The sequence below is a fragment of the Rhodococcus sp. PvR044 genome (assembly GCF_040548995.1).
In the GTDB taxonomy this organism is placed as follows: Bacteria; Actinomycetota; Actinomycetes; order Mycobacteriales; family Mycobacteriaceae; genus Rhodococcus_G; species Rhodococcus_G oryzae.
Genome location: NZ_JBEPSX010000001.1, coordinates 747,156 through 760,735, shown reverse-complemented (window position 1 = coordinate 760,735; position 13,580 = coordinate 747,156). Strand labels below are relative to the sequence as shown.

General features: G+C 68.0%; 12 protein-coding genes and 2 tRNA genes. 7 read left to right on the top strand and 7 right to left on the bottom strand.

All coding sequences use genetic code 11. The features are described 5' to 3' along the window. Positions 1-96 precede the first annotated feature (96 nt). Positions 97-405 (top strand): WhiB family transcriptional regulator, encoded by a 309-nt coding sequence (locus ABIC28_RS03315; protein ID WP_354577960.1) that lies wholly within the window; start codon positions 97-99, stop codon positions 403-405. On the opposite strand, the gene ABIC28_RS03310 is transcribed toward ABIC28_RS03315, so the two are convergent. Beyond that, complete coding sequence (locus ABIC28_RS03310) at positions 398-745, bottom strand: hypothetical protein (RefSeq protein ID WP_143548388.1); 348 nt, start codon at positions 743-745, stop codon at positions 398-400. The genes ABIC28_RS03315 and ABIC28_RS03310 overlap by 8 nt on opposite strands. Positions 746-988: 243 nt before the next feature. Here ABIC28_RS03310 and ABIC28_RS03305 point away from each other — a divergent pair, with 243 nt between their 5' ends. Further along, a complete protein-coding gene (locus tag ABIC28_RS03305) occupies positions 989-2,614 on the top strand; it encodes an acyl-CoA synthetase (RefSeq protein ID WP_354577487.1) in 1,626 nt (541 codons plus the stop codon). Here ABIC28_RS03305 and ABIC28_RS03300 read toward each other — a convergent pair. The 4 genes from ABIC28_RS03300 to ABIC28_RS03285 all read right to left on the bottom strand — a co-directional run bounded on the left by ABIC28_RS03300 (position 2,611) and on the right by ABIC28_RS03285 (position 4,011). Then, the gene (locus ABIC28_RS03300; RefSeq protein WP_354577485.1) at positions 2,611-3,270 is read right to left on the bottom strand and encodes a type 1 glutamine amidotransferase; all 660 of its coding nucleotides are present in this window, start codon (positions 3,268-3,270) and stop codon (positions 2,611-2,613) included. The two genes, ABIC28_RS03305 and ABIC28_RS03300, sit on opposite strands and share 4 nt — an antisense overlap. Positions 3,271-3,345: 75 nt before the next feature. Then, positions 3,346-3,422 (bottom strand) — tRNA-Met (locus ABIC28_RS03295). Between the two features lie 14 nt (positions 3,423-3,436). Further along, a complete protein-coding gene (locus ABIC28_RS03290) occupies positions 3,437-3,775 on the bottom strand; it encodes a hypothetical protein (RefSeq protein WP_354577483.1) in 339 nt (112 codons plus the stop codon). Between the two features lie 159 nt (positions 3,776-3,934). Beyond that, positions 3,935-4,011 (bottom strand) — tRNA-Met (locus ABIC28_RS03285). A 448-nt stretch (positions 4,012-4,459) separates the two neighbouring features. On the opposite strand from ABIC28_RS03285, the gene ABIC28_RS03280 reads away from it, so the two are divergent. Then, positions 4,460-5,047: a transglycosylase family protein gene (locus ABIC28_RS03280; protein ID WP_269588310.1), complete on the top strand. Its 588-nt coding sequence runs from the start codon at positions 4,460-4,462 to the stop codon at positions 5,045-5,047. A gap of 70 nt (positions 5,048-5,117) precedes the next feature. Here the strand turns inward: ABIC28_RS03280 and ABIC28_RS03275 are convergent, their stop codons facing one another. Next, complete coding sequence (locus tag ABIC28_RS03275; protein WP_097210616.1) at positions 5,118-8,042, bottom strand: UPF0182 family protein; 2,925 nt, start codon at positions 8,040-8,042, stop codon at positions 5,118-5,120. Positions 8,043-8,124: 82 nt separating this feature from the next. Here ABIC28_RS03275 and ABIC28_RS03270 point away from each other — a divergent pair, with 82 nt between their 5' ends. Beyond that, entirely contained in the window at positions 8,125-8,742 is a 618-nt protein-coding gene (locus ABIC28_RS03270) for a PPA1309 family protein (RefSeq protein WP_257017121.1), read from the top strand. Positions 8,743-8,764: 22 nt separating this feature from the next. Here ABIC28_RS03270 and ABIC28_RS03265 read toward each other — a convergent pair whose 3' ends face one another. After that, on the bottom strand, positions 8,765-9,787 hold the full coding sequence (locus ABIC28_RS03265; protein WP_097210615.1) for a YlbL family protein: 1,023 nt from the start codon (positions 9,785-9,787) through the stop codon (positions 8,765-8,767). Between the two features lie 90 nt (positions 9,788-9,877). Here ABIC28_RS03265 and ABIC28_RS03260 point away from each other — a divergent pair, with 90 nt between their 5' ends. The 3 genes from ABIC28_RS03260 to ABIC28_RS03250 all read left to right on the top strand — a co-directional run bounded on the left by ABIC28_RS03260 (position 9,878) and on the right by ABIC28_RS03250 (position 13,577). After that, positions 9,878-11,251, top strand: coding sequence for a zinc-dependent metalloprotease (locus tag ABIC28_RS03260; RefSeq protein ID WP_097210614.1), 1,374 nt, complete (start codon positions 9,878-9,880; stop codon positions 11,249-11,251). Positions 11,252-11,349: 98 nt separating this feature from the next. Beyond that, positions 11,350-12,240: a hypothetical protein gene (locus tag ABIC28_RS03255; RefSeq protein ID WP_354577479.1), complete on the top strand. Its 891-nt coding sequence runs from the start codon at positions 11,350-11,352 to the stop codon at positions 12,238-12,240. Beyond that, the gene (locus ABIC28_RS03250; RefSeq protein ID WP_354577477.1) at positions 12,237-13,577 is read left to right on the top strand and encodes an ABC1 kinase family protein; all 1,341 of its coding nucleotides are present in this window, start codon (positions 12,237-12,239) and stop codon (positions 13,575-13,577) included. Before ABIC28_RS03255 ends, ABIC28_RS03250 begins: the two co-directional genes overlap by 4 nt. The last annotated feature ends 3 nt before the right edge of the window (positions 13,578-13,580 follow it).

Sequence of the window (13,580 nt, the reverse complement as noted above, 5' to 3'; positions counted from 1 at the left end):
TTTCCACGAAATTACCCCTGGGAATCCGGATAATCGAGTAAGGCATGATTCGCCTACGTGACGCGTTCATCGAATAGTGCCCGACTGGCGCTGGGGATCAATGTCCCCGGTGACTTCGACCCGCCACTCCCCGCAGATCAGTGCACCTGGGTGGAACGCGCGCTGTGCCGCACCGAGCACCCCGATCAGATGTTCGTTCGTGGCGCCGCCCAGCGCGAGGCGGCCACATTGTGTCGGCGGTGCCCAGTCATCGTTCAGTGCGGCATCGAGGCACTCGACAACGCAATCGAATACGGCGTGTGGGGTGGGATGACAGAGCGTCAGCGGCGGGCTTTGCTCAAGCGTCACCCCAACGTCGAGTCGTGGGCCGATCTGATGGAGATCGACTCCACCGGCCCTACGTGATGAGTGCGATGCCGACGCTCGGGCCGCCGTCCGGCAAGTGCACGAGCGGGCTGTTGGTGAACTTCAGCGGCGTCGGGTCCCACCGCATCAGCGGAAAGCCGACATTCTCCTGCCAGGTCTCGCGCAGGTTGACCACGATCGGACTGGCGAGAGAGCCGGGTTCGACCCAGAAGGTGTCCGGGGCGACCGCTTCGTAGATCGGGAGCCCCGCATTCCGCGCCGCGATCAGAGTTTGGGTCGTCAATCCCTGCGGAGCGGCGATGTCACCGACGGCGGCACCCGCCGCGAAAGCCGTGACAGGCGCCAGCGGATCTGCTGTCGCAGCCGCCGGTGCCGCCACACCGACACCGATCGCGACCGCGGCGCGGCACCCATGACACATGCTTCGACGTGATCATCACAGATCCCCCTCAATCGAAACCAGAAACCTACCAATCTGTCGGTTTTCTGCCCGCGCTTCGTTACAGCGGCCGCTTTCACGCTCCCTCGCGCCGTTCGAAACCTGCCACCGGGCACCCACCCCGCACTAGGCTGAGGACCATCCACTCACCGGATCGATTCTGGGCTCAGGGGGCAAATTCCAATGCCGGGTGTTCTGACGAAGACGATCGATACCCTCGGGGCGGCGCGGGTGATGGTACGCGCGGGTCTCGTCCCGTTTCCCCGGGTAGACCGGGGCATCGCGGCCATCCTCGCGGTCCGCAAATACGGCCCCTTCGCCGGGCCGATCCACGCGCACGCCGAGGCCGGACTCGACGCGGTCGCGATCATCGACGAACACGGGCAACTGACCTACGCCCAGCTCGAGCAGCAGTCCAACGCCCTGGTGCGGGCCTGGGAGGCGAACGGCATCGCTCCGGGGTCGGTGATGGGCGCCATGTGCCGCAACCATCGCGGCCTGGTCCTCACAATGCTCGCCGCCGCGAAGCTGGGCGCCAAGCTGGTCCTGATGAACACCGGCTTCGCTCCCCCGCAGCTGGTGGATGTCGCTGCCCGCGAACAGGTTCGGTCGTTCGTCTACGACGAGGAGTTCGCCGACGTCGCCGCGGCCCTACCCTCGGACGTGCGGCTCTTCCTGTCCTGGGGCAAGGACACCGGGCACGGGGCCCGAACGCTCGACGATCTCATCTCCGGTCAGCCCACCAGCGCCGTCCCCCATCCGGCCACGCACGGCAGCTTCGTGTTGCTCACGAGTGGCACCACCGGAACCCCGAAGGGCGCACCGCGCGAGCGCACCTCGCCGCTGGCATCCGCCCAGTTCCTGGACCGGGTGCCGCTGCGTCCCGGCCAGACAATGGTGATGGCGGCGCCCGCCTTCCACGGCACCGGCATGTCCCAGTTCGCGATCGCGCTTGCGCTCGGCCAGACGGTCGTCATGCAGCGCAAGTTCGACCCCGAGGGCAGCGTCCGCCTCGTCGCCGAGCAACGGGCCGACGTCCTCGTCGTGGTCCCGACGATGCTGCAGCGGATCATCGACCTCGGCCCCGAGATCCTGTCGAAGTACGACACCACCAACCTCAAGATCATCTTCGCCGCGGGGTCCGCCATCTCCCCCGATCTGAGCAGGCGCACCACCGGGGCCTTCGGCCATGTTCTGCACAACCTGTACGGCTCAACCGAAGTCGCGGTTGCGACAGTCGCCACGCCTGCCGACCTCGCGGTTGCACCCGGCACCGCAGGCAGAGCGCCGGTGACCTGTCACGTCGAGCTCTACGACGACGCGGGGGTGCGGATCACCGAACCCGAGTCGGTGGGCCGGATCTTCGTCTCCAGCGGACTGAGCTTCAGCGGATACACCGACGGCCGCGACAAGGAGCGGATCAACGGGCTGCTCGCCACCGGCGACGTCGGGCACTTCGACAAGGACGGGCTGCTATTCGTCGACGGCCGCGACGACGACATGATCGTCTCGGGCGGCGAGAACGTCTACCCCCTCGAGGTCGAGAACCTGCTCTACGAGCGCTCCGATGTGCTGGAGGTGGCGGTGATCGGCGTCGACGATGCCGAGTTCGGCCACCGGCTCAAGGCATTCGTGGTGCCGACACCGGACTCCACACCCGACGATCAGGTGCTCAAGGCCTACGTGAAGGAGCACCTCGCCCGCTACAAGGTGCCCCGCGAAGTGGTCTTCCTCGAGGAGTTGCCCCGCAATGCCACCGGAAAACTGCTCCGGCGGGTCCTGATCGAGATGGAAACCCCGAAGGACTAATCGAGGAATGCGCCGATGATGGTCCGGCCGACGGCTTCGATCGCCGCCAGCTGATCCGCGTCGGGCGCGGTGCCCGCAGGCATGTGCTCGCGCAGCACGGGCAGTTCCGCAGCCGTCAGCTCGACATGGAACTGCAGGCCGTAGGCGTTGTCCCCGACCCGGAAGGCCTGGTGCGGATAGGACGCGCTGCCCGCGAGCAGCACCGCTCCCTCCGGCAGGTCGAAGGTGTCGCCGTGCCAATGCACCACCGGCATTTCGCCGCCGAGACCACCAAAGACCTTGTCCGACTTCGCGGCATCGGCGAGGGTGACCGTCCCGGCACCGAATTCTCCTGTGGGGCCCTCGAATACGTTGGCCCCGAGCGCCGCCGCGAGGAGCTGGGCACCGAGGCACACCCCGATCACCGGGACGCCGAGATCGAGGCAGTCACGGATCAGCGCGCGTTCGGCCGCCAGGTGGGGGTGGCCGGCGTCGTCGAGCGCATTCATCGGACCACCCATGACCACCAGTCCGGCGCACTCGGACGCCTCCGGGAGGCTGTCTCCGTCGAAGGGCTCGCAGACCGAGTAACCGATCCCCCGTGCGCTGAGCACGGTCCCGATCAGGGCCGGCCCCTCGAAGGCGACATGCTTGATGATCCACCAGGTTTGAGTCACCGGCCAAGACTGGCACAACAGCGACATCACCGAGAAACGACGAAAGCCCGGTCCGAAGACCGGGCTTTCGTTCATTGGTAGCGGGGACAGGATTTGAACCTGCGACCTCTGGGTTATGAGCCCAGCGAGCTACCGAGCTGCTCCACCCCGCGCTGCACTGATAACTCTACACGAGAATTGGGGCACTCCCGACCACAGCCGGATCCAGCGGATCGGCAACCCGATCCAGCGACTCCCAGGTCGACTCGTAGCGCCTGCGCGTCACCTCGTCCGCGTCCTGCAGAAGGGCATCCAAGAGCGACTTCGGATCGCGTCGCCACGCCGCCACGACCCTCGCGACCTCCTTGTCGGAGAACACACCCGATCGGGCAACCGCGGAGATCCACTCCTCGAACACACCACATCGGATCCGTTCGACAGCACCCCGATCGAAGCCGCCCTCGACGAAATCGTGAGAGAACATCGCGGCGACGTAGTCACCATGAACCAACTGTTCGGTCTTCATGGGGTGAGCACCTTCCCTGGCGTGGCTGGCGAGACGTTCACAGCCTGCCGCCTACCGGCCCCGATGACGACGGGAGTACTACCCAGGTACATACCTGTTTCCGCATCGGGAACCCAGGAAACGACGAAAGCCCGGTCCGAGGACCGGGCTTTCGTTCTTTGGTAGCGGGGACAGGATTTGAACCTGCGACCTCTGGGTTATGAGCCCAGCGAGCTACCGAGCTGCTCCACCCCGCGATGCATTTACGAAGTTACACGAGCGGCGGAACAGAACACAAATCGCGTGCGGCGGGGCCGGAAACCGCCCCCCGGAAAGCACGGAAACAGGTGACCCAAGGCACAAATGGGCCGTGATCCCAGCCACATAACGGACGCGTAACGAACACGCATCCTGTTGACAACGGCGCGCACTCACCTGCGGAAATGCTCGATCCGGCACGGATTTTCGGGTGCAGGGGACGTCCGGACGGCGGGATGACCGTGTCGAAAATGTTGCGTACGGTCGCCACCGGCCCGAAACAACCGGGCTTAAGCCGACCCGCCGCTGCTCACTCTGCCCCGCGGGATCGGAACCCCGAAACCTTCGAGGGGCAGGGACGCGGCGCCAGTGTTTGTGTGCCGGGCGAGAGGAACTCACTCCGCCCCAGGCCGGCCCGTTCGCAAGCGCGGAGAGGATTCACCCCGCATGACGACTCGCAAGATGACCACGCGTGCCCTCGGATGGGTTGCCGCCACCGGCGCACTCGTCGCAGTTCCCTTCGGCCTCGCCACCGGCACCGCCAGCGCCGCCTCCCACAACTGGGACGGCGTCGCACAGTGCGAGAGCGGCGGCAACTGGGGCACCAACACCGGCAACGGCTACTACGGCGGCCTGCAGTTCTCCCAGAGCACCTGGACCGCCAACGGCGGCAGCGGCTCGCCGCACGGCGCATCCAAGGCCGAGCAGATCCGCGTCGCGGAGAACACCCTCGCCAGCCAGGGCCCCGGCGCCTGGCCGGTGTGCGGTCAGTACCTGAGCACCGCGACCGAGGACGTTGCCCCGGAGCCGGCCCCCGCGCCCGCCCCCGCGCCCGCTCCGGTCGAGATCCCGGCCGTCCCCGCGGTCATCGCCCCGGCCCTGCCTGCCCTCGAGACCATCCCGGCGCCCGCCGCCGACCAGGTCAAGAAGGCGTCCGACGCCGCCGTCGCCCTGGCGAACCAGCACGGCTTCGGAGATCAGATCCAGCAGCTGATCGCCAACAACGGTGTGGCCCTCGCGAGCCTGACCCGCTGATCCAGCGCACGACAGCAAAGGGGCCCTGCCATCCGACCGGATGGCAGGGCCCCTTTGCTGTCGTGCGCTGTTACTTGGGTAGCCCCTGGTAGGCGTCGACCGCCTTCTGCAGCCGGTCGAGCGCCGCACCGTACGCCGCGAAGTCGCCGCTCTGCTGCGCCGTCTTGACCGCCCCGAGCGCTGCGTCGACCTCGGTCAGCGCGGCGTCGACGTTACCGCTCGGTGCCGGCGGCGGGACCGCGGTCGGTCCGCCCGGCGGCTGCGCCTGCTGCTCCCCATCCGTCGCAGGCGCCGCCCCGCCCGGCGCGGTCGCCACAGAGGCTGCCCCCGAACCGAACACCTGATCCAGCGCCTCCGCCAGCGTCGGCGCATAGCCGACGCGGATGCCCTTCGTGTCGGTGAAGCTCACCAGCACCGCGGTGAGCTGCGGGAAGGCATTCGTCGAATTCCGTTGGGTGTACAACGGTTCGACGTACAGGATGCCGCCCTCGGCGATCGGCAGCGTCAACAGATTGCCGTACTGGATCTTGTTCGACTGCTTGATCAGCGACAGCGCGCTGGCCACCGTCTGATTCGACGTCATCGCGGTCTGTGCCTGCTGCGGGCCCTGAGTCTGCGTCTCCGTCGGCAACTGCAGCACGGTGAACTTGCCGTAGTCCTTCGGATCCGACGCGACCGAGATGTACGCGGCCAGCAACTCCCGGTTGTATCCCTCCATCGGGCTGGTCAGCTTGAACTCGGGCTTTGCCGTCTCCTCGTTGCCGAGCAACACGTAATAGGGCGGCTGGTTCTTATCCGTCTCCACCGTGGGGTCGCTGGGGACCGACCAGAAGTTGTTGTTCGTGAAGAACTCGTTCGGGTCGTCCACGTGGTACTTGGCGAGCATCTCCCGCTGCACCTTGAACAGGTCCTCGGGGTATCGGAAATGCGCCCGCAGGTCGTCGGTGACCGCGCTGTTGGGCTGAACCGTGCCGGGGAAGACGCCCATCCAGGCCTTGAGAACCGGGTCCTGCTCGTCCACCTGGTACAGGGTCACCGTTCCGTCGTAGGCGTCGACGGTGGCCTTGACCGAGTTCCGGATGTACGAGACCTCTTTCTTCGGCAGCAGCCGTCCGGTGGCCTGGTCGACGCTGTCCTCGACCAGGCCGTCGAGCGAGGAGCGCTGCGCGTACGGATAGTTGTCGAGTGTTGTGTAGGCATCGACGATCCACTGCATCCGGCCCGCGACCACCGCGGGGTAGATGGTGCCGTCGGTGGTCAGCCACGGCGCGACCTGGTTCACCCGGTCCCGGGGGTCGCGGTTGTAGATGATCTTCGAATCGTCGCCGATCGCACCGGAGAAGAGGATGTTGCGCTCGGTGTACTTGGCCGCGAACGCCATGCGGTTCACCCAGTTGCCGATCCCGACACCACCGGCGCCGGTGTAGGTGTACTTCGAGTCGTCCGTGTCGTACTCGCGGGGCTCGCCGCCCGCAGCGCCGACGATCGCGTAGTCGGCGTCCGACTTGGCGATCACCTCGCCGTAGTAGATCCGCGGATTGTCCACCCGCAGAGCCGGATCCGACGGCTGCGTCTTGAGGTCGCTGACGCTGTAGATCGGGTAACCGCCGGTGTTGTTCTGGCTGTCCCCCGAGACCTTGGTCACCTGATTGGCGGGCGCGGCGACGAATCCGTTGCCGTGCGTGTACACGGTGTGCTTGTTGATCCAGTCGGTCTGGTTCCCGCTCAGGCTGGCGGGCGAGAGCTCGCGCGCCGCCACCACGAAGTCGCGCAGCTGACCGTTCATCTCGTACCGGTCGATGTTGAGCGCCTTCGGGAAGGCATAGAAGTTCTTCAACTGCTGCTGCGCGGTGAACGTCGGCGACAGGATGTTCGGGTCGAGCAACCGCGTGTTGGCGATCGTCGTCACGTCCGCGGGCACATCCTGCGGCTGCTTCGTCGCGACACCCGTGTAGTCGACGTATTCGACGGTGTCGTCGGTGATCCCATACGCCTGCCTCGTCGCCTGGATGTTGCGCTCGATATACGGGCTCTCCTTCTGCGCGGCGTTCGGCTTCACCGAGAACTGCTCGACCACCAGCGGGTAGACGGCGCCGATCAGGATCGAGGAGAGCACCAGCAGCGCGGTGGCCATAGCGGGGATCCGGATGTCGCGCAGGAAGATCGCGGCGAAGAACGCGAGGGCGCAGATCACCGCGATGGCCATCAGGATCAGCTTGGCAGGCAGCACCGCATTGATGTCGGTGTAGCTGCCGCCGGTGAAGGTGGGCTCCTTGCGGCTGCTCGAGAGCAACGAGTACCTGTCCAGCCAGTAGCCGACGGCCTTGAGCAACACGAAGGTGCCCGCCAGCAACGCGAGCTGGACGGTCGCCGCCTTGGTCAGCGCGCCGTCCCTGCCGCTGAGCCGGAGCCCGCCGAAGACGTAGTGCGTCAACAGGTTCGCGAAGAAGGCGATGAGGACGGCAACGAACAGCCAGTTCAGCACGAGCCGGAAGAACGGCAGGTCGAAGGAGTAGAAGCCGATGTCGAGGCCGAACTGGGGGTCCTTGATACCGAACGACTCACCGTGCAGGAACAGCTGCACCGTCACCCAGTTCGACTGCGCGACCAGTCCGGCGAGAAGACCCATCGCGACCGGGATGCCGATGCCGAACGCCTTCAGCCGACCCATCACCGTGGTCCGGTACCGGGCGATCGGGTCGTTGGGCCCGGCGACCGGCACGAACACCGGACGGGAGCGGTAGGCCAGCAGCAACGCCAGGAACACCGCCCCACCGACCAGCAACGCCACCGCCAGGAACAGCAGGAGCCTGGTGACCAGCACCGTGGTGAAGACGGTCCGGAATCCGACCTCGCCGAACCACAACCAATTGGTATAGGTGTCGATCAGCCGGGGACCGATCAGCAACAGTGCCGCGGCTACGAGCGCCAATACCAGCAGCACTCGACTTCGACGGGACAACGACGGTAAGCCGGTGGGGGGCCGCATGCCCACGTGCCACTCTCCAGTGATTCGGGCGGCGCACAGGCGCCGCGGTGGTTGTGACCACTCTACGTGTGGGTGGGAGGATGGGACCGTGAGCGATAGCAATGGCGTGTACTACGGCCACCCGGCCGACTTCTCCGTCGACGCACTCCCCCGGTGCATACGCGAGGTGTCGGACTTCGTCGACGCGGGCGGATGGGGTCAACCGCCGGTGATGTTCGCCCTCGTCCCCACCGCCGTCCTGGCCGCCGCGGAGCCCGACCTCATCGATCAGCTCGAGGACGGCACCGAGCTGACGCCGGTCGAGCAGGAGCCGTTCCCGGAGGACATCGGTGGCGGCACCCCCGCGCTCGACGAGTTCCTGTCCACCACCAGCTGGCCCGCGGAGGTCGTCGGCTGCGCCCTGGTGCAGGAGATCGTGGTGTTGCCGCCGACGGCCGAGTCCGATCTCGACAGCGCGGTGGCACCGGTGGTGACCGACGAGCACGCCGCCGACGAGATCGCCCGCGCCACCGCGAACGCCCACCCCGAACGCCGCGAGGCCCGGCTCATCGCCGCGGTGCTGCGGGACGGCCCGTCCGTCTGCGTGCTCCAGCTCAAGCCGGAGGAAGACGACCTCGATGCCGAACCCGAGCTGCTCACCTACGAGGACCTCGCGCCGAACCTGGTGAACGCGCTGTACGCGACGTTCGACGCGCCCGACGACTGACCCGCGGGGCCGAAAACCGGCCCTAGCAGGCGGGCGCGTCGCCGCCGGAATTCAGCGAGTCGAGCGCCGACACCGCGCCGTCGAGGTTGTCCACCTTCACCAGCCGCAGACCCTCGGGTACCCGCTGACGGGCCTCGTCGCAGTTCTTCGACGGCACCAGGAAGGTGGTCGCCCCGGCTTCGCGGGCGGCGAGCAACTTGTACGGGATGCCGCCGATCGGGCCGACCTCTCCCTCGGAGTCGATGGTCCCGGTGCCGGCCACGAACCCGCCACCGCTGAGTTCGCCGGGCGAGAGCTTGTCGATCACCGCGAGGGTGAACATCAGTCCGGCCGAGGGGCCGCCCACCTCGGCCAGGTTGAACTCCACGGTGAACGGGACCTCGGGCTTCTCCTGCGGCGTGATCCCCAGGTAGCCGTGGTCCGTGGCTCCCGGCCGCGCGCCGAGCGTCACCGGCACGGTCATCTCCTGGCCGTCGCGACGCAGCAGCACGCTGACCTCGCTGCCGGGTTCGAGTTCGGCAACCGCCCGCTGCACCTCACCGACAGTCTTGACCTGCGTGCCCTTGATGGCGAGCAGCTGGTCGCCCGGCCGCAGCGCGTCCTTGGCCGGTCCGTCCTCGGCTACGTCGACCACCTCGAGCGCGACGGGCAGGTTCAAGTAGTGCAGCGCGGCGAGCTCCGCGGAATCCTCCGACTGCGCGAAGTCCGCCTCGTTCTCCTGCTTGACCTCGTCCTTGCTCTTGTCCGGCGGGTACACCTCGGAGCGCGGTACCAGGCCGTAGCGCCCACTGATCCAGTTCCCGAAGGCCTCGAAGATGTTGAGTCCGTCACGGACCGAGACGGTGGTCATGTTCAGGTTGCCCGACGTCGGATCGATCTCGGTCCCCTCGATCTCGACCACGGGCTTGCCGTCGGCCTCGCCGAGGGTGTTGAAGGTGGGTCCCGGTCCGAGGGCCACGAACGGCACGGTCACCGCGGTCCCGAGAGTGAAGAGCGCCACCACCGGCACCAGCGCAGCGGCCAGGGTCACCATCCGTCGATTCACCCGGCCCAGCGTAGAGGGCGGCCTGGCGTGTTCGCGCTGAGCGTCATCTCCGCCGCCACCAACCCCCACGATGCCTTGTACCGTTGAGCCATGAGCAATCCGCCGTTTGGTTTCTCGAGTTCCGACGACGATCCCGACCGTGACAAGGGTCGGGACGGCGAGGGTTCGCCCGGTCCGGGCGGGATCCCGTTCGGCTTCACCCCCGAGGGCTTCGACCCCACGCAGCTCGGCCAGATGCTCACCCAGTTCGGGCAGATGCTCAGCGGCATGGGTGGCGCGATGGGCACCGGCGGTAGCGGCCCTGTCAATTACGACCTCGCCAAGAAGCTCGCCCTCCAGCAGCTCGGCTCCGTGGCCCCGATCTCGAGCGGAACCGGCACCGCGGTCGCCGACGCCGCCCACCTCGCGGAGGTGTGGCTGGACGGCGCCACCACCCTGCCCGCCGGCGCGTCCAAGGCGGTCGCCTGGACGGCAGCCGACTGGCTCGAGAACACCCTCGACACTTGGAAGCGCCTGTGCGACCCGGTGGCCGAACAGATCTCGGGCATGTGGGCGAGCGGCCTCCCCGAGGAGGCCAAGCAGATGGCGGGCCCGATGATGGGCATGCTCGGACAGATGGGCGGGTTGGCCTTCGGCTCTCAGCTGGGCCAGGCCCTCGGCCAGCTCTCCTCCGAGGTGCTGACCTCCACCGACGTCGGGCTCCCGCTCGGCCCCAGTGGGGTGTCGGCGCTGCTGCCGACGGCGATCGAGAAGTTCAGCGAGGGTCTCGAGCAGCCCGATCGCGAGATCCTGGTGTTCCTCGCCGCACGCGAGGCCGCTCATCACCGCCTGTATGTTCACGTGCCGTGGCTCCGACAGCGACTGCTGGCCACCGTCGAGGAGTACGCGCGCGGCATCCGGATGGACTTCTCCGCGATCGAGGAGGCCGCCCAGGGCATCGACCCGAGCGCGCTGACCGATCCGTCGAAGATCGAGGAGATCCTCCAGCAGGGCGCCTTCGAACCGCAGACGACGCCCGAGCAGAAGCAGGCCCTCGAACGCCTCGAGACCATGCTCGCCCTCATCGAGGGCTGGGTGGAGACCGTGGTGTCCGAGGCGCTCGGCGACCGGCTGCCCGGGGTGGCCGCCCTGTCCGAGACGCTCCGCCGTCGCCGCGCCACCGGCGGTCCCGCGGAGCAGACGTTCGCCACCCTCGTCGGCCTGGAACTACGCCCCCGCAAGGTCCGCGAGGCGTCGCGCCTGTGGCACCTGCTCACCGAGAGCGCCGGGATCGAGGGCCGGGACGGGGTGTGGGCGCACCCCGATCTACTGCCGGACTCCTCCGATCTGGACAGCCCCGCCGGATTCGTCGACCGTGTGGTCGGCGGCGGCACCAGCGCCTTCGACGACCCGATCGCGCAACTCGAGGCGACCGAGGCCCGCGAGCGTGAGCAGGGTGGGGACACCGACCGACCGACGGAGTAGCGGCCGGAACGAAAACCCCAGGCCATCGGCGCCGCGCCCCTGTGGATAACCGGGTGCGCAGCGCTCGTCTGCGCCGCCGCACCTGCAAGGGTCGGGACATGACACCGGCCTCGGCACTGAGCGCGGGTCCGCGGCTCGATCCGCGGATCCCGATCCTGGTTCGGCCCAGCGGTACCGTCCAATTGGGCTGGGACCCCGAGCGCGCCCTGCTGCTCACCGTGCCGACCGGGGTCGCCCCTCCTGCGGTGGCCGCGCTGCTGCGACTGCTCGACGGCCAGCACAGTCACGACGAGATCCTCAGGCGGGCACGGGAGATCGGGCTGACCGCCGCCGACATCGAGGCCCTGCTGGCCGAGTTGGCCGGAGCAGCGCTGTTGATGCCCGCGACGCCTGCACCCCGCTGCGTCACGGCCGTGCACGTGCACGGCCGTGGGCCGCTCTCCGACGGCATCGCGGGCTCGCTCGGGGATGGCAGGGTGCGGCTGACCAGATCGGTGCCGTTCGGCGGCACCGGGGTCCCTCGCATCGACCGGTCGGCCCTCGTGGTCCTGGCCGACGAGTTGGTTCCCGATCCGGGATTCGTGGCCGGGCTCGTCGAGGCGCGGACACCACACCTGCAGGTCCGGCTCCGCGATGGGTCCGGCATCGTCGGACCGCTGGTGCTGCCCGGCCACACCAGCTGCCTGCGGTGCGCCGACCTCACCAGGACCTCGCGCGACCACGAGTGGCCGCACCTGGCCGCGCAGTTGCTCGGCGCGGTCGGGCATGCGGACCCGGCGGCGATCTTGGCCACCACCGCGCTCGCGCTCGCGGAGCTGAACGTGCTGATCGCCGCGCAACCCGCGCGCTCACCCACCTGCCTCGACACCACCCTGGAACTGAACCTGACGACGTATCGACTGGTCAGGAGGACGTGGCCGCGGCATCCCGACTGCGGATGCCGCCGCCGCGCCGGACATGTGGGCGAACCGGCGAATCGTCAGCCATGATGGTGGGCGTGTCAGACATCCCCCGCAGCAGTTCCGCCCGCACCGCCAAACTGGCGAGCATTCCGCTCGGGATCGCGGGACGCGCTGCGGTCGGGTTCGGCCGCAAGCTGGTCGGCGGCGACCGCGAGGAGATCGACGCCAAGCTGACCCAGCAGGCCGCCGAACAGTTGTTCACCGTGCTCGGCGAGCTCAAGGGCGGCGCGATGAAGCTCGGGCAGGCGCTGAGCGTGATGGAGGCCGCCGTCCCGGAGGAGTTCGCGGAGCCGTACCGGGAGGCTCTGACGAAGTTGCAGGCGGAGGCGCCACCGTTGCCCGCCAAGAAGGTGCACCGGGTGCTCGGCGAGCAGCTCGGCAGCAAGTGGCGCGACCGGTTCGCCTCCTTCGACGACGTTCCGACGGCGTCGGCGAGCATCGGGCAGGTGCACCGCGCCGTGTGGTCCGACGGCCGCGACGTCGCGGTGAAGGTGCAGTACCCCGGTGCGGACGAGGCCCTGCGCGCCGACCTGCGCACGCTGTCCCGCTTCGCCGGGATGTTCAGCTCGGTGATCCCGGGTGCGGACGTCAAGCCGGTCCTCGAGGAGCTCACCGCACGCACCGAGGACGAGCTGGACTACCGCATCGAGGCAAACAACCAACGAGCCTTCGCCGCCGAGTTCGCGGGCGACCCCAAGTTCGCGATCCCGAAGGTGGTCGCGAGTTCGCCGAAGGTGGTGATCACCGAATGGATGTCGGCGACACCGCTGTCGACGATCATCGCAGGCGGCACCGCCGATCAGCGCAACAGCGCGGGCGCCCTGCTCGCCGAGTTCCACTTCGCCTCGCCCGCCAGGGTTGGACTGCTGCACAGCGATCCCCACCCCGGCAATTTCATGATGCTCGAGGACGGCAGGCTCGGCGTCATCGACTACGGCGCCTGCGCGCCGATGCCAGGCGGGTTGCCCCCGGTGCTCGGGAGGATGGTGCGGCTCGCGCTCGAGGAACGGTTCGACGAACTGACGGAACTGCTGCGCGCCAACGGATTCGTGCTGCCCGGCCGCAAGGTCACAGATCAGGAGATCGCCGACTACCTCCGTCCCTTCACCGACCCCATCCACACCGAGTCCTTCCACTTCACCAGGGCCTGGCTGCAGAAGGCGGCCGGGACCGCGACGGACTTCTCGTCCGCACAGTTCCGGACCGCACGGGCACTGAACATGCCTGCCGAGTACGTGATGATCTTCCGAGTGCTGCTCGGCTCGGTCGGTATCTGCGCGCAGCTCGACGCCTACGCGCCGTATATGGAGATCCTCACGAAATGGCTGCCCGGCTTCACCGAGGACGTGCTGGAAACGGAGTAGCCG